Source organism: Paraburkholderia nodosa DSM 21604 (genome assembly GCF_000519185.1).
In the GTDB taxonomy this organism is placed as follows: Bacteria; Pseudomonadota; Gammaproteobacteria; order Burkholderiales; family Burkholderiaceae; genus Paraburkholderia; species Paraburkholderia nodosa.
Window position 1 is genome coordinate 170,321 of record NZ_JAFA01000008.1, and the last position, 23,482, is coordinate 193,802.

The 23,482-nt window shown below is 65.2% G+C and carries 23 protein-coding genes; 1 reads left to right on the forward strand and 22 read right to left on the reverse strand.

The window, feature by feature from the left end; all coding sequences use genetic code 11:
- Positions 1 to 115: 115 nt before the first annotated feature.
- From A3CW_RS0113985 to ndk, 13 genes are all read right to left on the reverse strand, one after another.
- On the reverse strand, positions 116 to 307 hold the full coding sequence (locus A3CW_RS0113985) for a DUF2065 domain-containing protein (protein ID WP_028204129.1): 192 nt from the start codon (positions 305 to 307) through the stop codon (positions 116 to 118).
- A 47-nt stretch (positions 308 to 354) separates the two neighbouring features.
- Positions 355 to 1,269 (reverse strand): protease modulator HflC, encoded by a 915-nt coding sequence (gene hflC, locus A3CW_RS0113990; protein WP_028204130.1) that lies wholly within the window; start codon positions 1,267 to 1,269, stop codon positions 355 to 357.
- 13 nt (positions 1,270 to 1,282) lie between these two features.
- Entirely contained in the window at positions 1,283 to 2,779 is a 1,497-nt protein-coding gene (hflK, locus tag A3CW_RS0113995; protein ID WP_028204131.1) for an FtsH protease activity modulator HflK, read from the reverse strand.
- Positions 2,780 to 2,877: 98 nt separating this feature from the next.
- The gene (gene hflX / locus A3CW_RS46255; protein ID WP_051481453.1) at positions 2,878 to 4,041 is read right to left on the reverse strand and encodes a GTPase HflX; all 1,164 of its coding nucleotides are present in this window, start codon (positions 4,039 to 4,041) and stop codon (positions 2,878 to 2,880) included.
- 74 nt (positions 4,042 to 4,115) lie between these two features.
- The gene (gene hfq / locus A3CW_RS0114005) at positions 4,116 to 4,352 is read right to left on the reverse strand and encodes an RNA chaperone Hfq (RefSeq protein WP_027793540.1); all 237 of its coding nucleotides are present in this window, start codon (positions 4,350 to 4,352) and stop codon (positions 4,116 to 4,118) included.
- Between the two features lie 162 nt (positions 4,353 to 4,514).
- Positions 4,515 to 5,852 (reverse strand): ribosome biogenesis GTPase Der, encoded by a 1,338-nt coding sequence (gene der / locus A3CW_RS0114010; RefSeq protein WP_028204132.1) that lies wholly within the window; start codon positions 5,850 to 5,852, stop codon positions 4,515 to 4,517.
- A 328-nt stretch (positions 5,853 to 6,180) separates the two neighbouring features.
- Positions 6,181 to 7,326 carry an outer membrane protein assembly factor BamB gene (bamB, locus tag A3CW_RS0114015; protein ID WP_028204133.1) on the reverse strand — a complete coding sequence of 382 codons (1,146 nt, stop codon included), beginning with the start codon at positions 7,324 to 7,326 and terminating at the stop codon, positions 6,181 to 6,183.
- 87 nt (positions 7,327 to 7,413) lie between these two features.
- Entirely contained in the window at positions 7,414 to 8,043 is a 630-nt protein-coding gene (locus tag A3CW_RS0114020; RefSeq protein WP_028204134.1) for a YfgM family protein, read from the reverse strand.
- A 79-nt stretch (positions 8,044 to 8,122) separates the two neighbouring features.
- Positions 8,123 to 9,460 (reverse strand): histidine--tRNA ligase, encoded by a 1,338-nt coding sequence (gene hisS / locus A3CW_RS0114025; RefSeq protein WP_028204135.1) that lies wholly within the window; start codon positions 9,458 to 9,460, stop codon positions 8,123 to 8,125.
- A gap of 85 nt (positions 9,461 to 9,545) precedes the next feature.
- Positions 9,546 to 10,865: a flavodoxin-dependent (E)-4-hydroxy-3-methylbut-2-enyl-diphosphate synthase gene (gene ispG / locus A3CW_RS0114030; protein WP_028204136.1), complete on the reverse strand. Its 1,320-nt coding sequence runs from the start codon at positions 10,863 to 10,865 to the stop codon at positions 9,546 to 9,548.
- 113 nt (positions 10,866 to 10,978) lie between these two features.
- On the reverse strand, positions 10,979 to 12,148 hold the full coding sequence (locus tag A3CW_RS0114035) for a RodZ domain-containing protein (RefSeq protein ID WP_028204137.1): 1,170 nt from the start codon (positions 12,146 to 12,148) through the stop codon (positions 10,979 to 10,981).
- Between the two features lie 200 nt (positions 12,149 to 12,348).
- Positions 12,349 to 13,512 (reverse strand): 23S rRNA (adenine(2503)-C(2))-methyltransferase RlmN, encoded by a 1,164-nt coding sequence (gene rlmN / locus A3CW_RS0114040; RefSeq protein WP_028204138.1) that lies wholly within the window; start codon positions 13,510 to 13,512, stop codon positions 12,349 to 12,351.
- 147 nt (positions 13,513 to 13,659) lie between these two features.
- A complete protein-coding gene (gene ndk / locus A3CW_RS0114045) occupies positions 13,660 to 14,085 on the reverse strand; it encodes a nucleoside-diphosphate kinase (RefSeq protein ID WP_028204139.1) in 426 nt (141 codons plus the stop codon).
- A gap of 303 nt (positions 14,086 to 14,388) precedes the next feature.
- On the opposite strand from ndk, the gene A3CW_RS0114050 reads away from it, so the two are divergent.
- A complete protein-coding gene (locus A3CW_RS0114050) occupies positions 14,389 to 15,087 on the forward strand; it encodes a Bax inhibitor-1/YccA family protein (RefSeq protein ID WP_028204140.1) in 699 nt (232 codons plus the stop codon).
- Positions 15,088 to 15,209: 122 nt separating this feature from the next.
- Here A3CW_RS0114050 and A3CW_RS0114055 read toward each other — a convergent pair whose 3' ends face one another.
- The 9 genes from A3CW_RS0114055 to A3CW_RS0114095 all read right to left on the reverse strand — a co-directional run bounded on the left by A3CW_RS0114055 (position 15,210) and on the right by A3CW_RS0114095 (position 23,434).
- A complete protein-coding gene (locus tag A3CW_RS0114055; protein ID WP_028204141.1) occupies positions 15,210 to 15,986 on the reverse strand; it encodes an MBL fold metallo-hydrolase in 777 nt (258 codons plus the stop codon).
- Positions 15,987 to 15,997: 11 nt separating this feature from the next.
- Positions 15,998 to 17,137 (reverse strand): outer membrane protein assembly factor BamC, encoded by a 1,140-nt coding sequence (gene bamC, locus A3CW_RS0114060; protein WP_028204142.1) that lies wholly within the window; start codon positions 17,135 to 17,137, stop codon positions 15,998 to 16,000.
- A gap of 136 nt (positions 17,138 to 17,273) precedes the next feature.
- Positions 17,274 to 18,179, reverse strand: a complete 906-nt coding sequence (gene dapA, locus A3CW_RS0114065) for a 4-hydroxy-tetrahydrodipicolinate synthase (protein WP_028204143.1) — start codon at positions 18,177 to 18,179, stop codon at positions 17,274 to 17,276.
- Between the two features lie 44 nt (positions 18,180 to 18,223).
- Positions 18,224 to 18,856: a class I SAM-dependent methyltransferase gene (locus A3CW_RS0114070; RefSeq protein ID WP_051481454.1), complete on the reverse strand. Its 633-nt coding sequence runs from the start codon at positions 18,854 to 18,856 to the stop codon at positions 18,224 to 18,226.
- Between the two features lie 8 nt (positions 18,857 to 18,864).
- Positions 18,865 to 20,067: a tryptophan--tRNA ligase gene (locus tag A3CW_RS0114075; protein ID WP_028204145.1), complete on the reverse strand. Its 1,203-nt coding sequence runs from the start codon at positions 20,065 to 20,067 to the stop codon at positions 18,865 to 18,867.
- A 4-nt stretch (positions 20,068 to 20,071) separates the two neighbouring features.
- Positions 20,072 to 20,737, reverse strand: coding sequence for a site-2 protease family protein (locus A3CW_RS0114080; protein ID WP_028204146.1), 666 nt, complete (start codon positions 20,735 to 20,737; stop codon positions 20,072 to 20,074).
- A gap of 61 nt (positions 20,738 to 20,798) precedes the next feature.
- A complete protein-coding gene (locus A3CW_RS0114085; RefSeq protein WP_028204147.1) occupies positions 20,799 to 21,437 on the reverse strand; it encodes an L-threonylcarbamoyladenylate synthase in 639 nt (212 codons plus the stop codon).
- A 164-nt stretch (positions 21,438 to 21,601) separates the two neighbouring features.
- On the reverse strand, positions 21,602 to 22,432 hold the full coding sequence (locus tag A3CW_RS0114090) for a 3',5'-nucleoside bisphosphate phosphatase (protein ID WP_028204148.1): 831 nt from the start codon (positions 22,430 to 22,432) through the stop codon (positions 21,602 to 21,604).
- A 102-nt stretch (positions 22,433 to 22,534) separates the two neighbouring features.
- Positions 22,535 to 23,434, reverse strand: coding sequence for an alpha/beta fold hydrolase (locus A3CW_RS0114095; protein WP_028204149.1), 900 nt, complete (start codon positions 23,432 to 23,434; stop codon positions 22,535 to 22,537).
- Positions 23,435 to 23,482: the final 48 nt, after the last annotated feature.

Sequence of the window (23,482 nt, forward strand, 5' to 3'; positions counted from 1 at the left end):
AGTCCTGCCACAATGAGGGCCGCGCGCGGCCAAACGCCACGCGGCCCGATAATTCGGAATCCGTCAAAAACGCCAATCGCACACTGCATCTGAGGGCGACTGCGGCACGAGGCCGTCAGGTCGCCAGCATCAGCAGGACGAGGCCGAGCCCCATCACGATGAGCCCGCCGATCCTGATGTGATGCGGCGGCCGTTCCACGATTTTACGGAATGTGTCGCGCCACGCCGTCGGAAAGACGAACGGGAACATGCCCTCGATAATCAGCATCAGCGCGATCGCGAGCAAGAGGGAGCCAGCTATGTCCATGCGAAGAAATACGCCGCGCAGTGCGCGGCGCGTGTGTCTCGTTTTGTCTAGTGTTTGCGCGGGGTGGCGGACGCGGGAGCGTTATCTGCGCTATTCGCGCCGCCGTTCGGACCACGCATGAAGCGGAAGAAGTCGCTCGACGAATCGACCACGATGACGTCGCCGGGCCGGAAGCTCTCGCGGTACGCGAGCATGCTCTGATAGAACCGGTAGAAGTCCGGGTCGCGCCCGAACGCCTCGGCGGCAATCGCGGCGGCACGGCCGTCGCCCTCGCCCTTGATCGCTTGCGCCTGGGCGTAGGCGTCCGCCAGCACGCCCTGCTGCTTGCGCTCCGCGTCGTCCTTGATCTGCTGCGCTTCGGCCGCGCCCTTCTCGCGAATCTCGGCAGCGGCCTGCTCGCGCGCGGCGCTCATGCGCTTGAAGACCGTCTGCGCCAGCTCCGGCGGGTAATCGACGCGCGTGAGTTCGATGGCGATCACGTCGATGCCGAGCGGCGCTGCGGTTTGCCTCAGCGCGTCGCGCGCGCCATTTGCGATGGCTTCCTGCTGCGCGAGCGCCTCGGTGAGCGTGACCTTCGAGATCGCGTCGCCGAGCGCGTCGCGCGACAGCGAGGCGAGACGGTCGGAAAGCGTCTGCGCATCGCCCTTGGTCGCCGCGAAGAGCTTGAGCGGATCGGAAATGCGATAACGCACCACCGGGTTCACGAGCAGCTCGGTCTTGTCCGAGGTCGTGTAGCGGTCGGCGTCGGGCGCATCGAACGCCTGAATGCGCGTGTCGATGAACGTGACGGTCTGGAACGGCGGCGGCAACTTCACATGCAGCCCGGGACCGGCGAGCGTGGCATTGGCCCCGCCCGACGAAGAAATGATGGCGACGTGGCGCGGATCGACCATGAAGACGGCCGACGACGCAACCAGCACGACAACCACGACGGCAACGACGAGCGCAATGATCTTGTTCATATCGGCGCGCCCCTTATTGCACGTCGCTTTCGCGTCCGCGCGAGCGGAACGCATCGCGCGAACGGAAGGCGTCGCTCGCGGCGGCTGCCGCGTCGCTGGCCGTGGTTGCAGGAGCCGCGCCTTGCGGCTGCGAGCCTTGCTGCTGCGAGCCTTGCTGCAGTGCGCCCGGTTGGGCCCCCGGCTGCGCGCCCTGCTGCGACTCGCTGCCGGCTGCCGGCGCGGAAGCCGCATTGGCGTCCGAAGCCGCGCCTGCCGTTGCCGCACCAGCGCCTGAGGCCGAGGCCGCAGCCGCGCCCGTTGCGCCCGCCGCCACGGCGGCGCGCTGACGCGTCGTGTCGACGAGTTTGTCGAGCGGCAGATAAATCACGTTGTTGCCTGACTTGCTGTCGACGAACACCTTCGTCGCATTCGAATAGATGTGTTGCATCGTCTCGAGATACATGCGCTCGCGTATCACAGCCGGCGCCTTCGCATATTGTTCGTAGACCTGTGTGAAGCGCTGCGCGTCGCCCTGCGCCTGCGAAACCACACGTTCGCTGTACGCCTTGGCTTCATCAACGAGACGCGCCGCCTCGGTCTGCGCGCGCGGCAACAGCTGGTCGGCATAGGCCTGCGCGTCGCGCTTCGCGCGGTCGCGGTCCTGGCGCGCCTTGGCTTCGTCGTCGAGCGCTGCCTGCACCTGATCGGGCGCGGAGACGCTCTGGATCGCGACGCCGGTCACGCCTAGGCCCGTCTTGTACTCGTCGAGCGAGTGCTGGATCGTGTCCGCAAGCTGGGCGCGAATCGGCTCGCGGTCCGCGTAAAGCATATCGTTCGTGCTGCGCGCGCCCACCACGGTGCGCACCGCCGCCTGGGCGGCCTGCGTCACGGTGAGGTCGGGATCGACGCTGCGGAACAGATAGTCGGTCGGCTGCTTGACCTGGTACTGCACGGTCAAACGCACGTTGAGAATGTCGCCGTCGTGCGTGATGACCGCGGCGTCCTTCACGTTTGCCGGACGCACGAGGTTGCTGCGGCCGATCTCGACGGTGCGGATCTGACCGATATTGACGATTTCGTGAGTCTGGAACGGATACGGCATGCGCCAGTGCACGCCCTGGCCAACCGTGTGGCGATACTGGCCGAACTGCAGCACGACGCCAGCCTGGCCTTCCTGAACGACGAACACGCCGCTGCCCACGTAGATCGCGATCAGCACGCCGAGCACGATGCCCACGCCGATGCGCGCGCCATGGCCATTGTCCGGGCGCGGTCCGAAGCCACCCGGGCCCTTGCCCTTGCGGCCGAAGAAAGCGGACACGCGGCGGTTGAAGTCGCGCCACATTTCGTCGAGGTCCGGCGGACCGTCGCCCTTGTCGCCGTTGCCACCCTTGTTGCCGTTATTGCCCGGCGGGCGGCGCCCGTCGTCAGAACGCTGGCCATTGCCGTCGCCTCGACCCCAACGCGGGTCGTTCAGCGAGAAAATGGCGCGCGCGCGCTGCCAGCCAGTCCGCTTGTTGTAATCGTTCACCTGTGTTCGTTCACCAGAGTAGACAGCGGGTCAATTGCGTGCGGATTCCATCGGAGCCGCTGGGCCGGCCTTGCGTGCAAGACAATGCCGGGCGCGCCTCAGCGCTCGTGTTCCCAGCGAGGTTCTTCCTGCACCGCGCTCCAGTCTGCGGCCAGGGACTGCGGCGCACCGGCAAGCGGCTCGGCAGTCGCGATTTCGGCGATGACGGAGCGCAGCGCATCCAGTCCGACACCTGTGCGGGCGCTCAAAAAGACGCGCGAAATATTACCATATTCATCACGCTCGACCGTTCCGCCGCGGGCCGCCAGTTCCGGCACGGCGTCGATCTTGTTGAAGACCAGCACCTGGCGGATCGTGTCCGCGCCGATTTCGTGCAGCACCCCGTTCACCTGATCGATCTGATCGAGGCGCACGGCGCTCGACGCGTCCACCACGTGCAGCAGCAGGTCGGCCTGCACCGTTTCCTGCAGCGTCGCGCGAAACGCGGCGACGAGCTGGTGAGGCAGCTCGCGGATGAACCCGACCGTATCGGACAGCACGATCTGCCCCACTTCGTCGCCGAGCCAGACGCGCCGCGAGGTCGTGTCGAGCGTCGCGAACAGCTGGTCGGCGGCGTAGGCCTGCGCCTTCGTGAGCGCATTGAAGAGCGTGGACTTGCCCGCGTTCGTATAGCCCACGAGAGACACCGACATCGTGCGGTTGCGCTCGCGCTGACGCCGCTGCGTGCCGTGCTGGCGACGCAGCTTCGCAAGCTTGCCCTGCAGCATCTTGATGCGCTCGCCGATGAGCCGGCGGTCGGTTTCGAGCTGCGTTTCACCCGGGCCGCGCAGGCCGATACCACCCTTCTGGCGCTCGAGGTGAGTCCAGGCGCGCACGAGGCGTGTGGCGAGGTATTGCAGCTGCGCGAGTTCGACCTGCAGCTTGCCTTCGTGGCTGCGGGCGCGCTGGGCGAAGATGTCGAGGATGAGGCTCGTGCGGTCGACCACGCGGCGATCGAGCGCGCGCTCCAGATTACGTTGCTGGGCGGGCGACAGCGCGTGATTGAAAATGACGATTTCGATGTCGTTCGCCTCACAGGCGAGGCGCAGTTCCTCGGCCTTGCCGCTGCCGATGAACATGGCAGCGTCGGGGCTGGAGCGTCGCCCGGTGAGCGTGACAGCGGGAGTGGCGCCCGCGCTTTTGGCGAGCAGGCTGAGTTCTTCGAGGCTGGCTTCGAACTCGGTCTTGCCGAAGTCGATGCCGACGAGTGCGGCGTTGATCAAATTAGAGGATGTCAAAATGAAAGCGGCCGGACCAGAGCAGCCTGCGAGGCGCCCCGGGCCGGCCGCGTCATGGGTCAGGACGCTTCCGTATCCGGGTGGAAGTTCACCGGACGGGCCGGAACCACCGTAGAGATGGCGTGCTTGTAAACCATTTGCGTAACCGTATTACGGAGCAACACGACGTACTGGTCGAACGATTCGATGTTCCCTTGAAGCTTGATGCCGTTGACCAGATAGATCGAAACAGGCACGTGCTCCTTGCGCAGCGCGTTCAGAAACGGGTCTTGTAACAATTGCCCTTTGTTGCTCATAGCAAACTCCGTATTTTTTTGCAGGTTTAACTTATATTGGGGTGAAGAAAAAGAAATCCACCACCAATCGCTACACTATAGCCGATTCTCGTTCCCCCGCGCGGTTCCGGGCGGTTCGGCCAGGAGGCCTTTGCGGGGTAGCGAACGCTATTCAGCAACGGCCTAGTTTTTTTCCGTATAGGGATTCGTCGAGGAGCGAAACTCTATGCGCAATGGAGTGCCGGTGAGCGAGAAAGTTTCCCGGAAACGGTTCTCCAGATAGCGCTTGTAGGTCTCTGTCACGGCGTCGAGTGCATTGCCGTGAATGACGATGATCGGCGGGTTCTGTCCCCCCTGGTGCGCGTAGCGCAGCTTCGGACGCACCGGGCCGCGGCGGCGCGGCTGCTGGAACTCCACGGCTTCGATGAGCGCGCGCGTGAGCTTCGGCGTGGGCAGTTTCGCCATGGCGGCGGCATAGGCGTCGTCCACCGAGCGCATCAGCGGGCCAATGCCGAACTTCTCGGTCGCTGAGATGAAGCGCATTTCCGCGAAGTCGAGGAACTTCAGCTTGCGCTGCAGGTGGTGCTTGGTGCGCTCGCGCGCGTGGTCGTCCATGCCGTCCCACTTGTTCACGCCCACCACGAGCGCACGGCCCTGCTCCACCACGAAGCCTGCGATATGCGCGTCCTGATCCGAGATTTCCTGCTGCGCATCGAGCAGCAGAATCACCACGTTGGCGTCGGCGATCGACTGCAGCGTCTTCACCACCGAGAACTTCTCGATCGCTTCGAACACCTTGCCGCGGCGGCGCAGACCCGCTGTGTCGATCAGCGTGTACTTCTTGCCGTTGCGCTCAAAATCCACGTAGATCGAATCGCGCGTCGTGCCCGGCATGTCGAACGCGATCACGCGGTCTTCGCCGATCAGCGTGTTCACGAGCGTCGACTTGCCCACGTTCGGGCGGCCGACGATCGCGATCTTGATGCCGTGCTTCGCGGCGTCTTCTTCGCTTTCCTCGGGCTGGTCGGCGTACGCTTTTTCAAGCGCCTCGTTGATCATTTCCGTCACGCCGTCGCCGTGCGCCGCGGAAATCGCGCGCGGGTCGCCGAGACCGAGTTCGTAGAAGTCGGCGGCCACGGCGCTGTACTTCATGCCTTCGGCCTTGTTGACGACGAGGAAGATCGGCCGGCCGGTCTTGCGCAGGTAGTCGGCGATATGCTTGTCCTGCGGTGCCAGGCCATTGCGGCCGTCGCAGATGAACACGACGATATCGGCCTCTTCCACGGCCTGGCGCGTCTGGCGCGCCATCTCGTGCAGGATGCCGTCCTTGGCGACCGGCTCGAAGCCGCCGGTGTCGACCACGAGATATGGGCGATCGCCCGTGCGCCCTTCACCGTAGTGACGGTCGCGCGTGAGGCCAGGCAGGTCGGCCACCAGCGCATCGCGCGAACGCGTGAGCCGGTTGAACAGCGTGGATTTCCCCACATTGGGGCGCCCGACGAGGGCGATTACGGGTTTCATCTGATCTTTTCTACAGTAAGGCGCAGCGCCGGAGAGTCCGGCGCGCTGCGCGGCAAGCCTCGCGCGTGCGGGGCTGCATCAATGGCAAATTATCACGAAATTCACGAGCGGGGCCGCGGCCCCGAGCCGAAAGCGCGGCGCGACCGGGGCTGGACGCCGCGCAACCGCCGTGTGGCGGTAACGGTAAATGGCGGCGTCGTGAACGCCGCCGTCCCAAAATGCGCATGGCCGGCTTGAGCCGGCCAGCTGGCAAGGCACCGGAACCTGCCGGCTCCAGCGCCTCTTGCAACTGCATGCATCAGAGCGCCTTGCGTGAGGCGCCCGACGCTCAATGCGGACGCAGACCGTACAGGTCGCCGTCCTTCGTCTGCACGACCAGCGTGTTGCCTGCAAGCACCGGCGCAGCCGTGATCGGGCTGCCGTCGGTCTTCACGCGCGAGACGAAGCTGCCGTCGTCGAGCGAGAGGAAATGCACGTAGCCCTGAAAATCGCCGAGCACGACCGCGTGGCCCAGCATGGCGGGCACACTCACGTCGCGGCTCTTGAGCTTCTCGTTCGTCCAGGTCGGCTCGCCCGTCGAAACGCTGAAGGCCTTCACGACCGACCAGTCGTCGCCGCCCACCACCGTACTTTCATCCTGAGCGATGCCGCTCGTGCTCGAGAACGCCTTTTGCCACATCGGACGACCGGAATTGGCGTCGAAGCAGCCCAGCTGACCCTGGAACGTGACCGCACAGGTCGTCGCGCCGACCAGCGTGGGCGGGCCGCTCACGTCGTTGATGCGCTCGACTTCCGTCACGCCCTTCGGGTACGAGACCGGCGTTTCCCAGAAGGCGTCGCCGCTCTGCAGGTTGATCGCCGCGAACGAGCCGCCCGGGAAACCGGCCAGCACGGCCTGCTCGCCCGCGAACGTCATGCCCGCCGAAACGCGCAGGTTCAGCGGCACGGCGCGGTTGCGGTAGAGCCACTTCTGCTCGCCCGTCTGGCCGTTGAAGGCGACGATCTGGCCGTCGATCGTGCGCACGATCACGAGGCCGTTGCCGACGAGCGGCGGCGAGATGATCTCGCCCGGCGCCTTGGCCTGCCACGAGAGCTTGCCGTTCGAGTCGAGCACGTAGACGTCGCCCTTCAGGCCGCCGACGGCCGTGAGATTACCATCGCTGCCCACGCCCGCCGAGAGGTCGTCCTTGAGCTTGGTGCGCCAGACGTCCTTGCCCGATGCGGCATCGATCTTCGCGACCGAGCCGTTCTCGCCCGCCGCGTAGACGGCGTCGCCCACGGCGACCGGCGCGAACAGATAGCGGCCCGCCTTCCCGACACTCGACTTCCACACCTGCTGGACGTCCAGCGCCGGCTTGAATTCGGTCAGCGGCACCGGCACGCGGCGCACGTCTTTCGTCGATGAGCAGGCTGCGAGAGCCAGGACGGTCATCGCGAGAGCGACGGGCACAACGGTTCGTTTCAGCAGATTCATCGGTGAACGACGCATGAATGAAGTTGGTTTGAATGGTTTCGCAATGCTGCGCGCACGCTCGGCACGCTGCGCAATCTAGCCGGCCACTTAGCCGCCGAGCGCATCCAGCTTGAACTGGATCAGCTGACGCTCGGAAGCGTCGCTCTTCGGCAGGCTGTCGAGGGCCAGCTTGTACGCCGCGCGCGCGTCGTCGCGCTTGCCGGCCGCGGCCAGCAGATCGCCACGACCATCGGCCACGATGCCCTTGAACGGACCCGAATCGGGTTGCGGAATCAGCGCGAGGCCCTGATCGTAGGCCTTTTCGTCGAGCAGTAGCGAAGCGAGACGCAGCTTCGCGATCTGGCGGAATTCGTCGTCCTTCGCGTGGTCGGCGGCCCATTGCAGCTGCGCCTTCGCGCCGGCCGTGTCGCCCGCCATATAGAGTGCCTTGGCCACGCCGAGTGCCGTCATCTGCGCGTACGCCGTGCCGCCGAAGCGATCTTCCATGTCGGACGCCACGCGCGTGAGCATGGCCTTGTCGCTGCTGTTCGCGGCTTGCTGCACCTGGTCGTACAGCACGGCGGCCTCGGCCGCCTGGCGGCGCTGCCAGAAGTTCCAGCCGTTCCACGCTGCGAGCGCGAGCAGAACGATCAGCACGACCCACGTAGCGGCGTTACCCCACTGCCCCCACCATGCCTTGAAGCTCTCGATCGATTCCTGTTCGTCGTGGTAACTCATCGCGTAGCGATTCCTCGTTTATTCTGAAGCCTGTTTTCGAATGCGCAGCGACCTGGGCAGCCCCACTGGGGCGGCCCCATCAATCGTCGCCGTCTTCGGCGGATGCAACCATCGCATTGATCAGATATTCGGTCAAGTCCTCAAGCGCTACCGTTTGTTGCTCGCTGCGGGCCTCCGCGGCCGTGCCGCGCAGTGCCTTCACACCGGCCTCGCCCCTCGCGACTTCGTCCTCGCCGAGTACCACGGCAAAGGCCGCGCCGCTGGCATCCGCGCGCTTCATCTGCGACTTGAAGCTCGCGCTCTGGCCGTCGGCGCTGCAATGCAAGATTACGTCGAGGCCCGTATCGCGCAGACGCTCCGCCACGATGAACGCCTTCTCACGCGCGGCTTCGCCCTGGTGGACAACGTAGACATCGCAACCATCTTCTTCCGGCACAAGGTCTTCTTCCTTGAGCAGTTCGAGAATGCGCTCGATGCCCATGGCCCAGCCGCACGCTGCCGTCGGCTTGCCGCCCAGCTGCTCGATCAGCGGATCGTAACGGCCGCCCGCCGCGACGGTGCCCTGCGCGCCGAGCTTGTCGGTCACCCATTCGAACACGGTCAGATTGTAGTAATCGAGACCGCGCACGAGACGCGGGTTGATCTTGAACGGAATGTTGTTCGACTTGAGAATGCGCTGCAGCCCGTCGAAGTGCGCGCGCGAGCCCTCGCCGATGAAGTCGATCAGCTTCGGCGCCTTGTCCGCGATCTCCTGCAGCGCGGGATTCTTCGTGTCGAGCACGCGCAGCGGGTTCGTGTAGAGGCGGCGCTTGCCGTCTTCGTCGAGCAGATCGACGTGCTGCTCCAGATACTTGATGAGCTCGACGCGATGCGCCGCACGCTCTTCGGCCACGCCGAGCGAGTTGATCTCGAGCTTGATGCCGGTGAGGCCGAGATCGTCCCAGAGGCGTTGGCACATCAGGATGATCTCAGCATCCGCATCGGGGCCCGCGAAACCGAGCGCCTCGACGCCCACCTGATGGAACTGGCGATAGCGGCCGCGCTGCGGACGCTCGTGACGAAACATCGGGCCGATGTACCACAGGCGCTTCGGACCGTCGTAGAGCATGTTGTGCTCGATCGACGCGCGCACGGCAGCCGCCGTGCCTTCCGGGCGCAGCGTGAGGTTCTCGCCGTTGAGCGCATCGGTGAAGCTGTACATCTCCTTCTCGACGATGTCGGTTACTTCGCCGATGCCGCGCGTGAACAGTTGCGTATGCTCGACGATCGGCGTGCGGATATTTTGATAGCCGTACGAACGAAGCAGCGACTTCACCGTGGATTCGAAGAATTCCCACAGCCCTGCCTCCTGCGGCAGGATGTCGTTCATGCCCTTCACGCCCGAGAGCTTTTCGGGCTTGCGTTTTTGTTCAGTCATTGCGTTGCGAATTGGCTTTATGCGGTTGTGCGTATCGAGCTACAAGCGGGCTACATGCGAACTACGAGCGGATCGACCCGCTTGCTCAGTTCGTCGCTTCGGCCTTGCCGTACTTGCGCGCGACGTAGTCGCTCACGATCTGCTGGAATTCTTCGGCGATGTGCTCGCCGCGCAGCGTCTTCACCTTCTCGCCGTCGATGAAGACCGGCGCCGCGGGGTTCTCGCCCGAGCCCGGCAGGCTGATGCCGATGTTCGCGTGCTTCGACTCGCCCGGGCCGTTCACGATGCAGCCCATCACGGCGACGTTCATCGTCTCGACGCCCGGATACTCGTCGCGCCACAGCGGCATCTGCGCACGCAGGTAGCTCTGGATCTGCGAAGCCAGTTCCTGGAACAGCGTGCTGGTCGTGCGTCCGCAGCCGGGGCACGCGATGACCATCGGCGTGAACGAGCGCAGGCCCATGGTCTGCAGGATTTCCTGGCCGACCACGACTTCGCCCGTGCGCGCACCGCCCGGTTCCGGCGTAAGCGAGATGCGGATCGTGTCGCCAATGCCCTGCTGGAGCAACACGGAAAGCGCCGCCGTCGAAGCGACGATGCCTTTCGAGCCCATGCCCGCTTCCGTGAGGCCCAGGTGCAGCGCGAAATCGCAACGCTTCGCGAGTTCCTGGTAGACGGCGATCAGGTCCTGCACGCCGCTCACCTTGCACGACAGGATGATCTTGTCGCGGCCCAGGCCGAGTTCGACCGCGCGTTCCGCCGAGCCGATGGCCGACTGAATGAGCGCTTCGTACATCACGCTTTGCGCTTCCCACGGCTCCTGGCGCGCGCCGTTCTCGTCCATCATGCGCGCGAGCAGGTCCTGGTCGAGGCTGCCCCAGTTCACGCCGATACGCACCGGCTTGTCGTACTTGATGGCCGCTTCGATCATCTGCGCGTACTGCGTGTCGCGCTTCGCGCCCTGGCCCACGTTGCCCGGGTTGATGCGGTACTTCGAGAGCGACTCGGCGCAAGCGGGATAGTCGCGCAGCAGCAAATGCCCGTTGTAGTGGAAGTCGCCGACGAGCGGCACCATCACGCCCATGCGGTCGAGCTGCTCGCGGATATGCGGCACGGCCGCCGCCGCTTCCGGTGTGTTGACTGTGATACGTACGAGCTCCGAACCCGCCTGCGCGAGTTCCTTGATCTGGATCGCGGTGCCGATGGGGTCCGCGGTGTCGGTGTTGGTCATCGACTGCACGCGCACCGGCGCGTCGCCGCCGATCGTCACCAACTGGCCGCCCCAGCGCACATGCACAGCTTGCGACTTGCGGCGCGGCGCGTGGCCGCCGAGGACCGGCACGTTCGAGCAGATCTGACTGTTGCTGGTCGAGGATTGCGTTTCGCTTTGCATCGAAAAACCCATTTACGCCTCACGCGCGCTTTTCGCCGACTAGTCGGCGGCTGCACGGCGTGAATTGAAAAAGCGTCGCGGCCGGCAATGAAACTTGCCCGGCCGCGACGCGTGCCATGTCTTGATCAGGGCAGCACGAAGCGCGCGACATTGCCACGCGCCGACGCGTACTTCGACGTGTCCACCGGCTGGCCGTCGATGGTCATCGACTCGATGCCGGCCTTGTTGCCCACGGTGACCTTGAGCGGCTCCGTGCCGGTGATCTCACGCGCGTCGCTGCCGTGGATCATGCCCGAGAAGACTTCCTTGCCATCCTTCTGGCGCACGCTGACCCAGGTGTCCTGCGTCACGCGGATCGCGAACGTCGAGGTGTCCGCGCCGTTGTCGGCTGCCGCAGTCTGCGCTGCCGCTGCGGCCGGCGCGCTCGCCGCCTGGGCGCGTGCAGCGCTTGCCGCGTTGGCGGCGGCCGCAGCCGGCGCTGCGCTTGCAGCGGCGGGCTTCGCGGCCTGGGGCGCCGGCTGCGTCGCTTGAGGCGCCGGTTGCACAGCTTGCGGTACGCTCGCCGCAGCGCCTTGATCGGGCGCCGCATTGGCGTTGTCGCCCGCGTCGTTTGCGTCACCAGCCTGCGGCGCAGCGGACTGATCCGCGCCCTGGGCGGCCGATGCATCTGCGCTGCCGGTCGCCACGCCCTGCGTCACCGTGGGCGACGACGCGCCCGTCTGCACGCTCGCGCCGTTCGCCATCGCCTTCAGGCGCGCAAACCAGGCCGACGATTCGCCACTGTTCGTGTGCCACATGGAAATCGCGAGCACCGCGATCACGATGATCGCCACGCCCCACAGCCACGAGGCGCGGCGGCGCGGAGCCCGCGCGCCACTGCCGCCGAGCGAGAGCGAAACTCGGCCGCGCGGCAGATCGGAGCCCGCCGAAGCCGGCATCGACAGATCCGGCTGCGCCATGCCGCGCTCGCGGCGCAGCGCCTGCGTGAACGGCGCGGAATCGGTACCGAGCAGCTTCGCGTAGGCGCGCACCACGCCGAGCGCGAACGTCGTGTCCGGCAGATGGCTGATGTCGCCCGCTTCGAGTTCGCGCAGCTTCGACACCGACACCTTCAGGCGCGCCGAGACGTCTTCGATCGCCCAACCCTTGGCCTCGCGCAGCTGCGCAAGACGCGCGCCGGCCGCGGCCAGCGTGTCGGGCACTGCCTGCACCGGCGAAGGTGTGGCGCCCGGCACCGAACGACCTGCGTTGCTGTCAGTTCCGTCTGTCCCGAAAGGGTGCTGCGGCTCGCTCATCCCAAGTCCTTGCGTCGATTCTTTTCAATACTGGAACCGGTTGGGCGCGTCCCGCCCCACCTCTACCCGATTCGCAGACCGTTTATAACAAAATGCGCGGCCAGTGTGCCGCTTCCGATCGCTTCTGCAACGTTTCTTTTACTACCGCCCACGGCCGCGCGTTTTCCCCGCACGCCGCCGTCGGCCCTCCTGATGCCGGTTCAGTGCTGAACCGGCCGTACTTCGATGACCTTGCCCGCGGCGCGGCCCGTGCGCTCAGCAAGGCGCGTGCGGTCCTTCACCTCGCCGGCGAGCTGCCCGCAGGCTGCGTCGATGTCGTCGCCGCGCGTCTTGCGCACGGTCGTGACGACGCCCGCATCCATCAGGATCTGCGCAAAGCGCTTGATCTGGTCCGATTTCGAGCGCAACAGGCCCGACTCGGGGAACGGATTGAACGGGATCAGATTGAATTTGCACGGCACGTCACGCGTCACGGCGAGCAACTGCCGTGCGTGCTCTTCCGTGTCGTTGACGCCGTCGAGCATGCAGTACTCGAACGTGATGAAGTCGCGCGGCGCGACTTCCAGGTAACGCTGGCACGCCGCCATCAACTCGCGCAGCGGGTACTTGCGGTTGAGCGGCACGAGTTCGTCGCGCAGCGCGTCGTTCGGCGCGTGCAAGGAGACGGCGAGCGCCACGGGCAGTTCGGCACCGAGACGATCCATCATCGGCACGACGCCCGACGTGGAAAGCGTGACGCGCCGGCGCGACAGGCCGTAGGCGTTGTCGTCGAGCATCAGGCGCATGGCGGGCACGACCGCGTCGTAGTTCAGAAGCGGCTCGCCCATGCCCATCATCACGACGTTCGTGATGACGCGTTCGCCCTTGCCGTCACCGCCGGTCGCGCGCCCGCCCGCCTCGCCCAGAAGCGAGGCGCGCAGGGCGAATTCCGCCATGCGCAGCTGGCCGATGATCTCGGCGGTGGTGAGATTGCGTGAAAAACCTTGCTTGCCGGTGGAGCAAAACCGGCAGTTGACCGCGCATCCCGCCTGCGAGGACACGCACAGCGTGCCGCGATTGTCTTCGGGAATGAACACGGTTTCGACCGCGTTGCCGTTGCCGACGTCCACGAGCCATTTGCGCGTGCCGTCGGAGGAAACGTTGTCGCTGATGATGCCGGGCATGCCGATGACGGCGCGCCCTTTGAGCTTCTCGCGCAGCGATTTGGCGAGATCCGTCATGCCGTCGAAGTCGGCGGCGTTGTACTGATGGATCCAGCGCTGAAGCTGTTTGGCGCGAAACGGCTTCTCGCCCAGGCTCTCGCAATAGGCGACCAGCCCTTGGGCGTCGAGATCGAGAAGGTTGACGGTGGAACTGCTCGTCATGTCGAATCCTGCCATTTCAGTGCGAGAGCGCGCTCACCGCCCGCGCTGCCCGCCTGCCTGCGCACTTGCGCGGCATTGGGAACTGGACGGTGAGCGTCATCGCCGTTCGCGACCCTATGCTACTACTGCAGTCTGCTCGCGCCTTGCTTAGCGCGAGTAGACGTTGACTTGCGGGAAGAAGAACGCGATTTCCACGGCAGCCGTTTCAGCGGCGTCCGAGCCGTGCACGGCGTTCGCGTCGATGCTGTCGGCGAAGTCGGCGCGGATCGTGCCCTTTTCAGCCTTCTTCGGATCGGTCGCGCCCATCAGTTCGCGGTTCTTCAGGATGGCGTTCTCGCCTTCCAGCGCCTGCACCATCACCGGGCCCGAGACCATGAAGTCCACGAGGTCCTTGAAGAACGGACGCGCTGCGTGAACAGCATAGAACTTCTCTGCGTCGGCGCGCGACAGGTGAACCATGCGGGCGGCAATGATCTTCAGACCAGCGTTTTCGAAGCGGCTGTAGATCTGGCCGATCACATTCTTTGCCACTGCGTCCGGCTTGATAATCGACAGGGTGCGTTCGATCGCCATAAAAGCTCCAAAAAATTAAGAGGTTACAGATTCAAATGAATCCGCAATTGTAGCATGTTCCCATGTATGATTGCGATTGAACCCTCATAGCCCGGCAAACCGGGGCAAATGAGCGCAATCCGGTCACACGCACCGCGCTGCCGTACCTTTCAGAGAGGTTTAAGATTGGCGGCATACGCTGTGCAAACATAACGGAAACTGTGTGGCAACCCGTTGAAACTCTGGGTCGGCGCACTTATCTTATGGGGGAGCGGACCGCGTACCTGCGCGCCCTCACCCACGCGTCTCACGCAAGGAGAAAGCATGAACGAGTATCCCTATAACTTCGGCCGCGGCGGCAGCGTCACCTCGGCGGAGACCCGCAACCGCGTACTGCGCAACACCTATTGGCTGCTCGCGCTGTCGATGGTGCCGACGGTGCTCGGCGCGTGGGTGGGCGTCGCGACCGGCTTCTCGCTTTTTGCGGCTACCAGCCCGGCCATGAGCCTGCTCGCGTTCTTCGCGATCGCCTTCGGCTTCATGTTCGCCATCGAGCGCACCAAGGAAAGCTCGGTGGGCGTGTTCGTGCTGCTCGGCTTCACGTTCTTCATGGGCCTGATGCTCTCGCGCCTGCTGTCGTTCATTCTCGGCTTTTCGAACGGCCCGCAGCTCATCATGCTCGCGTTCGGCGGCACCGGCATCATTTTCACCGCCATGGCGACCATCGCCACGGTCAGCAAGCGCGACTTCTCGGGCCTCGGCAAGTGGCTCTTCATGGGCGTGATCGTGATCCTGCTGGCCGGCGTCGCGAACATGTTCCTGCAGTTGCCCGCGCTGATGCTCACGGTTTCGGTGCTTGCCATCGCGATCTTCTCGGCCTACATGCTGTTCGACGTGCAGCGCGTCGTGAACGGCGGCGAGACGAACTACATCTCGGCCACGCTCGCGATCTATCTGGACCTGTATAACGTGTTCACGAACCTGCTCGCCATCCTCGGCATCTTCGGCGGCAACCGCAACTAAAACGTAACCACACTCTGACGGGGCCGGATCGACAGATTCCGGCTTCATCAAGCAAAAAGCCCATGACTTTCGTCATGGGCTTTTTTTCGTCTATTCGCCTGGCTGTCGCGCGGGCGCGGGATTCAGAGCGCGATCCAGTCGAAACCCTCGGCTTGCGAAGCGACCCCGATTTCCGTCGCGGCATTGCCCAGAACCGCGGCCATCGCCGCTCGCGCAAGCTCCGGTGAGTTGTTCTGCTGGCTCAGGTGCGCAGCGACCAAATGCCGCAGCTTCGCGCGATCGAGTCCGGCGAGGATGCCGCCGGCTGCCTCGTTGTTCAGGTGACCGTGCGACCCGCCGATACGCGCCTTGAGCGAAGCCGGATAGCGGCTCGTCGCGAGCATCTCGAGGTCGTGGTTGCATTCGAGCACCAGTGCGTCACAACCGCTCAGCACATTGCTGATATGCGAGGTCGACTCGCCGACGTCGGTCAGCACGCCAAGCCGGCTCGCGCCGTCGCTGAACACGAACTGCAGCGGCTCGCGCGCGTCGTGCGGCACCGTGTAAGGCAACACGCCGAGTTCGCCGATCTCGACCGTCTCGTCGCCCCACAACACGTTGAGCTCGACGCCTGCGGCGTCGTCGGCGCCCACGGCCTGCGCCGTGCCCCAGCTCATGTAAAGCGGAATCGACCAGCGGCGCGCCAGCGTGAGCGCGCTGCCGATGTGATCGCTGTGTTCGTGGGTGATGAGAATCGCGGTGAGCGCGTCGGCAGCCAGCCCCGCGCGGGCGAGGCGCCGCTCGACTTCCTTCGCTGAGAATCCGCAGTCGAGCAGCACGCGCGTGGGCGTCGTGCCGCTGCCTGCTTCTACGACCAGTGCGTTGCCCTCGCTGCCGCTGCCGAGGCTCGCAAATCGCATATCAGCGCACGTCAGTTCAACTGCGCGTGGAGCGCGGAGACGATACGCTGGGCGTCCGACGAGGTGTCGACGCGGCCGCTCTGGTCGACCACGGCAACCTGGGTCGAATTGCCCGTCGAGCGCACCGCCACGAGGTATTCCGGACCCTGATCCTTCGTGGCCTTCTTCGGGTTGTAGAAGAGCTTGCCGAGCAGGCCATCGCCCTTGAGTTCCTGCATCGAATCGGCGTAGCGCACGTAGTAGAGGCCCTTCTCGCGGTCGCGATTGTCGACCGTGAAGTTCGTGCGGTCGAGCGCGAGGCCCACGCGCAGCCACGCGGTGTCGAACGCTTCGGGCAGGTCGAGCGTCGTGCCTTCAGGACCGGCAGCGACCTTGACGCCGGCCGTCGACGGGCGCGCATCGGTCAGCAGTTGCTTGGACTGCGCGTCGGTCAGGCCGAACTTCTGCATGATCTTGGCGAGGAACGCGGCTTCGAGTGCCGGGTCGCGCGGACGCTCGACCCACTTCGACCCCGTCTTGTCCTGGCCCGTCAGCACTTCTTCCATGGCGTTATGCGTGACGGAAATGTCCGTTTGACCGTCCGGGCCACGCGAAACCAGCACGCGGAAACGGTCGCGCGTGCCCGACGAGTACGCGAAGTCGATCACGCGGCCAATCGTACGGCGGAACCAGTCGTCCGGAATGTTGGCGCGGTTCTCGGCCCAGTCGGTCGTCATGATGCCCGTGGACGGCGAATCGGTCGTCAGCGTGAAGCCATTCTCCGTCCAGAATTCCTGCAACTGCGGCCAGACGTCGTCAGGCGAGCGGCCGTCCACCACGAGCCAGCGGCGGTCGCCGTCGCGCTCCACGTGCATGCCGAACGGATCCTGCGCATCCGGCACGCCGAGTGTGGCGTTGCCGGCCGGCATGACCGTGCGCTGAGCGGAGCCGCCAAGCGTAATCGTGGGCGGCGGCGCGACGTACTTCTGGTCGTTCGGCGCCGATGACAGATCCTGCGGCACATTCAGCGGCGGCGCGGTCGGCGTGTCCTTGTAGTTGACGCGATCGGACGCGAACATGTCGTTCAGCGACTCGCAGCCTGCGAGCGAGCCGAGTGCAAGCGCCAGCACCGCCATGCGGGTTGCGTGGAGGGAAAAAGCGGAACGTTTCATGTGGGCCTTCGTGATACGGGAACGCTAAGCCTTGCTCTGCGAGACGATGGGTCCAGGGTTGGTCCGAGGTCTATCAGTGATTGGGCGGGTGGGCCGTGGCGGCGTCGGTTGAAAAATCGGCGACTGGCTGATTGGATCAGCCAGCCAGACCGGCTTCGCGCAGCGCGGCGCGCACCACGTCGTAGTAGCGCGCATCGAGCGGCGTGAGCGGCAGTCGGATGCCGCCTTCGATGCGGCCGAGTTCCTGCAGCGCCCACTTCACCGGAATCGGATTCGATTCGATGAACAGGTTCTTGTGCAGCGACAACAGCTTCATATGGATCGCGCGCGCCGTTTTCGCGTCGCCGGCGAGCGCGGCCTTGCACAGGTCGCTCATCTGGCGCGGCGCAACGTTCGCGGTCACCGAAATATTGCCGTGTCCGCCGAGCAGCATCAGCGCGATCGCCGTGGGATCGTCGCCGCTGAAAATCTTGAAGCCGTTCGGCGCATGCTTGATGAGGTGCGCGGCGCGGTCGATGTTACCCGTCGCCTCCTTCACCGCGATGATGCCGGGCACTTCGGCCAGACGCAGGATGGTCTCGTTCGCCATGTCCGCGACCGTACGGCCCGGCACGTTGTAGAGGATGACCGGCAGATCCACGTCCTCCGCGATCTTCGCGAAGTGACGGTACATGCCTTCCTGGGTCGGCTTGTTGTAATAGGGCACGACCTGGAGCGACGCCTGTGCGCCCACTTCCTTCGCGTGCTTCGTGAGTTCGATGGCCTCGGCGGTGGAATTGCCGCCGGCGCCCGCGATGATCGGCATACGGCCAGCGGCGTGCTCGACCGCCGTCTTGATCATCAGGATGTGTTCTTCGACGTCCAGCGTGGCGGACTCCCCGCTCGTACCGACGACGACGAGGGCATCCGTCCCCTCTTCCACGTGCCAGTCGATCAGTTTGCGGAATGCCGGCAGGTCGAGACTGCCGTCCTCGTGCATGGGGGTGACGATCGCGGGAATGCTGCCTTGCAGCGTAATGCCGTCCTGAGTGCCGTTAGCCATGAAACGCCAGAAAAATGAGTCGGTTAAACCGCGATTGTAGCGGATTAGCCGGTCAGATCGTAACGCGTTACGGGAAGGACCTGGTTCTCAGGTACATTACCGGCTCTTTCGAGGGACACCGAGGTCGTTTTTTCCCGTACCGCGCAGATGCGCTGAATATACGCCTCACGCGGCTGCGAAAGAAATCCGTCCTGATAGGCGATTACCCTCAGCGCCGGCGTACAGACCGCCAGCAACTCGCCGGGCGCGAGCAGGAAAGCGGGGTTCGATGGCTTTCCCACCGTCTCGTTGCCCTGGGCGAAGGTTTCGTAGATCAGGACGCCGCCCGGCGCCAGCGCCTCAATGAGACGCGGCATGAGCGGGCGGTGCAGGTAGTTCGTGACGACCACGGCGGCAAAGCGGGCGTCCGGCGCGAGCGGCCAGGGCGCGCCTTCGAGGTCGCACGCTAGAGTCGCGACACCTGCTACGTCATGCAACGTGGCGAGCGCGGCGGCGTCGCGATCGAGCGCCGTCACCGGGTGCCCCTGGCCAGCCAGCCAGCGCGTGTGCCGACCCGCGCCGGAGGCCACGTCGAGCACCGTGCCGCCGGGCGCGATGAGGTGCGCCCAGCGGCGCACCCAGCGCGACGGCTCGGCAAGCCCGTGGGCCAGCGAACCGGCGGCAGGCGTCGACGTCATCGGCTCGATCAGCTGTACGAGAGGCCCATGGCCTCGCGCACGTCGCGCATCGTCTCGTTGGCGAACTTGCGCGCCTTGTCGCAGCCGTCAGCGACGATTGCACGCAGCAGCGACGGGTCGTCCATGTACTTCTGCGCGCGCTCGAGCATGGGCTGCTGCTCGCGCAGAATGCCCTCGATCACCGGCTGCTTGCACTCCAGACAACCGATGCCGGCCGAACGGCAACCCTTCTGCACCCAGTCGTGCGTCTGCTCGTCCGTGTAGACCTGGTGCAGTTGCCACACCGGGCACTTGTCGGGATCGCCCGGATCGGTGCGGCGCACGCGCGCGGGGTCGGTCGGCATGGTGCGGACCTTCTTCGTGATCGACTCGGCGTCTTCGCGCAGGCCAATGGTGTTGCCGTACGACTTCGACATCTTCTGGCCGTCGAGACCCGGCATGCGCGAGGCTTCCGTCAACAGAACCTGCGGCTCCGGCAGAATGATCTTGCGCGAGCCTTCGAGGTAGCCAAAGAGACGCTCGCGATCGCTCATCGAGAGGCTTTGCGACTCCGAAAGCATCGCGCGGGCCTGTTCGAGCGCCTCGTCATTGCCTTCCTGCTGATAAGCGTTGCGCAGCTCGTGGTAGAGCTTCGAGCGCTTGCCACCCAGCTTCTTCGCCGCCTCGTTGGCCTTCTCTTCGAAGCCCGGCTCGCGGCCGTACATGTAGTTGAAGCGCCGCGCCATTTCGCGCGCCATCTCGACGTGCGGCACCTGATCCTCGCCCACCGGCACGAGCGACGCGCGGTACAGCAGGATATCGGCGGCCATCAGCACCGGGTAGCCGAGGAAGCCGTAGGTACCGAGGTCCTTGTCGCGCAGCTTTTCGATCTGTTCCTTGTAGGTCGGCACGCGCTCGAGCCACGACAGCGGCGTGCTCATGCCGAGCAGCAGCGCGAGTTCGGCGTGCTCGGGCACGCGGCTCTGGATGAAGAGCGTGGCCTGGTTCGGGTCGATGCCCGAAGCGAGCCAGTCGATCAGCACGTCCCAGACGTTCTTCTCGATGACATCCGGCGTTTCGTAGTGCGTGGTGAGCGCATGCCAGTCGACCACGCAGAAGAAGCACGGATACTCGGACTGCAGGCGCACCCAGTTTTTCAGCACGCCGTGATAGTGGCCGAGGTGCAGCGACCCGGTGGGCCGCATGCCGGAGAAGATACGGTCTGGGAACATGATGTTATGAAAAGAGCGACACAAGTGGGGTAAGGATGGCCGTGACCGCGTCGTAACCTAGACTCACGAGCGGGCGCAGCCAGAATCGCGTGAAGATGCCACTCACGAGCAACCCCATCACGATGATGAAACCGTAGGGCTCGATACGGGCGAGCGCAATGCTCGCGCGCGTGGGCAGGAGCGCCCCGAGCACGCGGCCGCCGTCGAGCGGCGGCAGCGGAAAGAGATTCAGCACGCCGAGCACGAGATTCACGCCCACGCCGGCGGCGGCCATGCGCGTGAAGAACGGCTCGTCTACGCCGAGCACCGCGAGTCCCACGCCGAACACACCCCATATGATGGCCTGCACGAAGTTGCACAGCGGCCCGGCCGCCGCGACCCACAGGGTGCCCCAGCGCGGATTGCGCAGATTGCTGAAGGCGATCGGCACCGGCTTCGCGTAACCGAACACGAACGCGCCGTTCGTCAGGAAATAGAGCACGAGCGGCATGGCGATTGTGCCGATCGGGTCGATGTGGCGCATCGGGTTGAACGAGACGCGGCCGAGCACATACGCGGTGTTGTCGCCGAGCATGCGCGCGACGTAGCCGTGCGCGGCTTCGTGCAGCGTGATCGCGAAGATCACCGGCAAGGCGTAGACGACGATCGTCTGAATAAGATTGGCTTCCATGGCGGGCTATTGTATCAATGCGTCAATGCGCTCTGGCCACGTTCGCGCCGCGCATGTCTCATCACGCCTCTTCTTCCTCGATGCCGAACGGCGCCAACGCGCCCCGCCCCGGCCGCACGAGCACCGGTTCTTCCCCTGTGAGATCGATCACGGTGGACGGCTCGCACGGGCAAGCCCCGCCGTCGATCACGAGATCGACCTGCTTCTCGAGGCGCTCGCGAATCTCGTCAGGGTCGTTGAGCGGCTCGGTGTCGGGCGGCAAGATTAGCGTGGAGGCAAGCAGCGGCTCGCCCAGTTCTTCGAGAATCGCAAGCGGAATCGGATGCCCGGGCACGCGCAGGCCGATCGTCTTGCGCGACGGATGCGAGAGGCGCCGCGGCACTTCCTTCGTCGCCACCAGCACGAACACATACGGGCCCGGCGTCACCGACTTGATGAGCCGGTATTGGCGGTTGTCCACCATGGCGAAGTTCGCGAGTTCGGACAGGTCCCGCACCATCAGCGAGAGCAGCGCCTTTTCGTCGAGCCCTCGGATGCGGCGCAGGCGCTCGGCGGCCTGCTTGTCGTCGATGCGGGCGGCGAGCGCGTAGCTCGAATCGGTGGGCAACGCGATCACACCGCCGTCGCGGATGATCTCCACCGCCTGCTTGACGAGACGCGGCTGCGGGTTTTCTGGGTGAAGCCGAAAGAACTGGGACATGGCAGTAATCAGCTGACGAATGGCGATGAAAACAGCGGGACGATGCGCGAGAACGGCAGGCGACTGCACGTAGTTACCACAAAGCGACGACAAAGCTGGATTGACCGGTGCGAAACGCCTTGCAGCAAACAGGCGGGATCAGTGGGCCACGCGCCGTGCGCGGCCTACAGCCATCGCTCCCAGACAGGCTTGAGATCGGAAGGCAAAGGCGGCAGCGTGCCGGGCTCGATCGCGTCGGGCCCGGGCGCATGGAAGTCCGAACCGCGCGACGCCTCGAAGCCAAAGCGCCGCGCAACGGCCGCGTACTCGGCGTACTGGTCGCGCGTATGGCTGCCGGTGACGACTTCGATGGCCTTGCCGCCCAGATCGATGAATTCGCCGAAGAGCGTGTCGAATTCGAGCTGGGTATAAGCATAGCGGCCCGGATGCGCGATGATCGCCTCGCCGCCCGCCGCCTTGATCCACGCTACGGCGTCGGCGAGCCTGGCCCAGCGGTGTGCGACGTAACCGGGCTTGCCTTCGCCGAGCCAGCGCGAAAACGCGTCCTGGGTGTTCTGCGCACGGCCGCTTTCGACAAGGAAGCGCGCGAAGTGGGTACGCGAGACCAGGTCGGGATTCGAGACGTACTGGAATGCGCCTTCGTACGCGTCGGGAATGCCGAGTTCGCCGAGCCGCTCGCCGATGGCTTCGGCGCGCGCCGCACGGCCGTCACGCGTGCGCGCGAGCCCGTCGACGAGCGCGGCACACTCGGTATCCACATGCAAACCGACGATGTGCACCGTGCGCGACGCCCAGGTGACCGAAATCTCGACGCCGCTCAAATAGCGCATGCCGAGCGCCTCGGCCGCCTCGCGCGCTTCTCGCTGGCCGCCGAGCACGTCATGATCGGTGAGCGCCCACAAGCCCACGCCACCCGCTTTCGCCAGCTGCGCGACGGCAGCCGGGGCCAGTTGGCCGTCGGAGACAGTGGAGTGACAGTGGAGATCGGCGTTCATTGGATACGGGAAAAGGATGAACCTCCATTTTACTGCAACGCAGTGAAGTCGTCGGGCGGCGCCTGAAGCGTAGCCGACGCCCGAATGCGCGCCCGATGTGCCTTACGCTTTCGCGCAGAACGACTCGATCAGGCGCGCGACCTCTTCCGGCTGATCGTGGTGCACCATGTGCCCCGCCCCGTCGACGATCCGTTCGCGCCAGTCGGGAAACGCCTCGAAACGCTTCTTGAATTCGTCGATGGGCACCGCCCCCGCGAGCCGCGCGAGCGTTTCGGAGCCAGCCGCTTCGACGTGCAACACCCTCGCGCTCACCTGCGACCAGATCGCCATCACCTCGTCGAGCTGGTACAGCAGCGGACCGCGCATTTTGTGCGCCGGATCGCCGAGCAGCACATAGCCGCCCTCGCCGTCCGGCTTCGACCAGTGTTCTGCGAGGAAGCGCGCGCGCGGTGCGATCAGACGCGGATTGGTCTTCACGAGCCGCGCGGCCACCTCGTCGAGCGACGCGTACGTGCGCAGTCGCGGCGGCGTGCGCACTTCGTCGAGCCACTCGCGCATGCGGCCCGGCGCCTGTCTGGGTGACGGCGCCGGCAGCCCGAAACCCTCCAGGTCGACCACGCGGCGCACGCGCTCGGGCCGCACGCCCGCATAGAGGCACACGATGTTCGCGCCGAGACTATGCCCGACGAGATCCACCTGTCCCTCGGGCGCGTAATGGGCGAGCAGCGCATCGAGATCGGCGAGGTAGTCGGGGAACCAGTAGTTGCTGCCCTGTCCCCGCGCAACGGGCCAGTCGGAGAGGCCGAAGCCGCGCAGGTCGGGTGCGATGACCTGCCAGTCACCGCCGCGTGCATCCAGCGCGTCGACGACAAACTGGAACGACGCCGCCACGTCCATCCAGCCGTGCAGCATGAAGAGCACGGGCGCGCCCTCTGCGCCCCAGCGGCGCACGTGCAGCCGGATGCCGTTGACTTCGACAGATTCGGATCGGGATTGATTCATTTGCGCTGCCGCAAAAAAGAATGATCGTTCAATTATATAGGCGCTGGG

What these genes read in the sequence shown, in the direction of transcription:
- A3CW_RS0114080 (WP_028204146.1), bottom strand. Translation starts at nt 20,737, where the DNA reads ATGGAAGCCAATCTTATTCAGACGATCGTCGTCTACGCCTTGCCGGTG.
- ispG (WP_028204136.1), bottom strand. Translation starts at nt 10,865, where the DNA reads ATGGGTTTTTCGATGCAAAGCGAAACGCAATCCTCGACCAGCAACAGT.
- A3CW_RS0114090 (WP_028204148.1), bottom strand. Translation starts at nt 22,432, where the DNA reads ATGAACGCCGATCTCCACTGTCACTCCACTGTCTCCGACGGCCAACTG.
- A3CW_RS0114055 (WP_028204141.1), bottom strand. Translation starts at nt 15,986, where the DNA reads ATGCGATTTGCGAGCCTCGGCAGCGGCAGCGAGGGCAACGCACTGGTC.
- A3CW_RS0113985 (WP_028204129.1), bottom strand. Translation starts at nt 307, where the DNA reads ATGGACATAGCTGGCTCCCTCTTGCTCGCGATCGCGCTGATGCTGATT.
- hflC (WP_028204130.1), bottom strand. Translation starts at nt 1,269, where the DNA reads ATGAACAAGATCATTGCGCTCGTCGTTGCCGTCGTGGTTGTCGTGCTG.
- ndk (WP_028204139.1), bottom strand. Translation starts at nt 14,085, where the DNA reads ATGGCGATCGAACGCACCCTGTCGATTATCAAGCCGGACGCAGTGGCA.
- A3CW_RS0114075 (WP_028204145.1), bottom strand. Translation starts at nt 20,067, where the DNA reads ATGTTCCCAGACCGTATCTTCTCCGGCATGCGGCCCACCGGGTCGCTG.
- hisS (WP_028204135.1), bottom strand. Translation starts at nt 9,460, where the DNA reads ATGACTGAACAAAAACGCAAGCCCGAAAAGCTCTCGGGCGTGAAGGGC.
- A3CW_RS0114020 (WP_028204134.1), bottom strand. Translation starts at nt 8,043, where the DNA reads ATGAGTTACCACGACGAACAGGAATCGATCGAGAGCTTCAAGGCATGG.
- dapA (WP_028204143.1), bottom strand. Translation starts at nt 18,179, where the DNA reads ATGGCTAACGGCACTCAGGACGGCATTACGCTGCAAGGCAGCATTCCC.
- hfq (WP_027793540.1), bottom strand. Translation starts at nt 4,352, where the DNA reads ATGAGCAACAAAGGGCAATTGTTACAAGACCCGTTTCTGAACGCGCTG.
- A3CW_RS0114050 (WP_028204140.1), top strand. Translation starts at nt 14,389, where the DNA reads ATGAACGAGTATCCCTATAACTTCGGCCGCGGCGGCAGCGTCACCTCG.
- A3CW_RS0114085 (WP_028204147.1), bottom strand. Translation starts at nt 21,437, where the DNA reads ATGTCCCAGTTCTTTCGGCTTCACCCAGAAAACCCGCAGCCGCGTCTC.
- bamB (WP_028204133.1), bottom strand. Translation starts at nt 7,326, where the DNA reads ATGAATCTGCTGAAACGAACCGTTGTGCCCGTCGCTCTCGCGATGACC.
- rlmN (WP_028204138.1), bottom strand. Translation starts at nt 13,512, where the DNA reads ATGACGAGCAGTTCCACCGTCAACCTTCTCGATCTCGACGCCCAAGGG.
- A3CW_RS0114070 (WP_051481454.1), bottom strand. Translation starts at nt 18,856, where the DNA reads ATGACGTCGACGCCTGCCGCCGGTTCGCTGGCCCACGGGCTTGCCGAG.
- A3CW_RS0114035 (WP_028204137.1), bottom strand. Translation starts at nt 12,148, where the DNA reads ATGAGCGAGCCGCAGCACCCTTTCGGGACAGACGGAACTGACAGCAAC.
- bamC (WP_028204142.1), bottom strand. Translation starts at nt 17,137, where the DNA reads ATGAAACGTTCCGCTTTTTCCCTCCACGCAACCCGCATGGCGGTGCTG.
- der (WP_028204132.1), bottom strand. Translation starts at nt 5,852, where the DNA reads ATGAAACCCGTAATCGCCCTCGTCGGGCGCCCCAATGTGGGGAAATCC.
- A3CW_RS0114095 (WP_028204149.1), bottom strand. Translation starts at nt 23,434, where the DNA reads ATGAATCAATCCCGATCCGAATCTGTCGAAGTCAACGGCATCCGGCTG.